This is a genomic window from Flavobacterium salmonis (genome assembly GCF_903819435.1).
GTDB classification, from domain to species: domain Bacteria; phylum Bacteroidota; class Bacteroidia; order Flavobacteriales; family Flavobacteriaceae; genus Flavobacterium; species Flavobacterium chungangense.
The window spans coordinates 288,169-289,679 of sequence record NZ_CAIJDP010000082.1; the positions used below are offsets into that span (position 1 = coordinate 288,169).

At 40.9% G+C, this 1,511-nt stretch carries 1 protein-coding gene; it reads left to right on the top strand.

Translation table 11 applies throughout. From position 1 onward, the window contains the following. The coding region (locus FLACHUCJ7_RS19205; RefSeq protein ID WP_180910072.1) for an Ig-like domain-containing protein at nt 1-1,511 on the top strand (1,511 nt) is incomplete at both ends.

Consider the following 1,511-nt stretch of genomic DNA (forward strand, 5'->3'; position numbering starts at 1 on the left):
AGAACTTATACAAATACCTGGGAAGCCAAAGATGTTTGTTTGAATACCTCAACAATATTTACACAAACCATCACTATTCAGGATACCACAGCACCAATGTGGACAACAGCTGCTAATGATTTAAATGTAACTCTGGAATGTAGTGATCTTTCAGGTTTGGCAACAGCTCAGGCTGTATCTCCAACCGCTACTGATAATTGTGGTGGAACAGTAACTTATACCAAAATCAGTGGAAGCTTTATGGCTGGTTCCTGTATCAACTCCGGAACATATACCAATACCTGGGAAGCAAAAGATGTTTGTTTGAATACATCTACAATATTTACTCAAATTATCACTATTCAGGATACAACTGCACCAATGTGGACAACGGCTGCAGCTTCTTTAGATGTGACTTTGCAGTGTAGTGATCTTTCCGGTTTGGCAAACGCTCAGGCTGTAGCTCCAACAGCTACTGATAATTGCGGAGGAACTGTAACTTATACCAAAATCAGTGGAAGCTTTACAGCAGGCTCCTGTATAAACTCTGGAACTTATACCAATACCTGGGAAGCAAAAGATATTTGCCAAAATACTTCTACTATTTTCACACAGGTAATAACCATTGAAGATAATGCAGCACCAACATGGATTACACAGGCAGGTACTTTAAATGTTACTTTACAATGCAGCGACACCTCTGGATTACTAGCCGCTCAAAATCAGGCTCCAACTGCAACCGCAAATTGTACTGTAGTTACTTATATTAAAACCAGCGGCGAATTCAGAACTTCTCAAAGCTGTGCCAATGCAGGAACTTATACCAATAGCTGGATTGCAAAAGATTATTGTGGAAATGTTACGGATACTTTTATTCAAGTGATCACTATCGAAGATACTACAGCACCAACATGGGCTACTGAAATAGCTTCCTTGAATGTGACTCTACAATGCAGCGACCTTTCAGGTTTAGCAAACGCTCAGACAATGTTCCCAACAGCTTCTGACCTTTGTGACACAGATGTATCGAATATCGTAAAAGTTAGCGGTCAGTTCATGGCTTCTGAAGGATGTGGAAATTCAGGAACTTACACCAATACCTGGACCGTGAAAGACGATTGCGGAAACACTTCCGATACTTTCACTCAGATAATTACTATCGAAGATATTACAGCACCAACATGGGCTACTGAAATAGCTTCCTTGAATGTGACTTTGCAATGCAGCGATCTTTCAGGATTGGCAAATGCTCAGACAATGTTCCCTGTGGCTTCAGATCTTTGTGATGCCGATGTATCGAATATCGTAAAAGTAAGCGGGCAGTTCATGGCTTCTGAAGGTTGTGGAAATGCCGGAACCTATACCAACACCTGGACTGTAAAAGATGATTGTGGCAATACTTCCGATACTTTCATGCAAGTGATAACAATTGAAGATACTACTGCTCCGGCTTGGACTACTGAAACTGCTTATTTGAATGTAACTTTGCAATGCAGCGACCTTTCAGGATTGGAAAATGCGCAGGCAATATT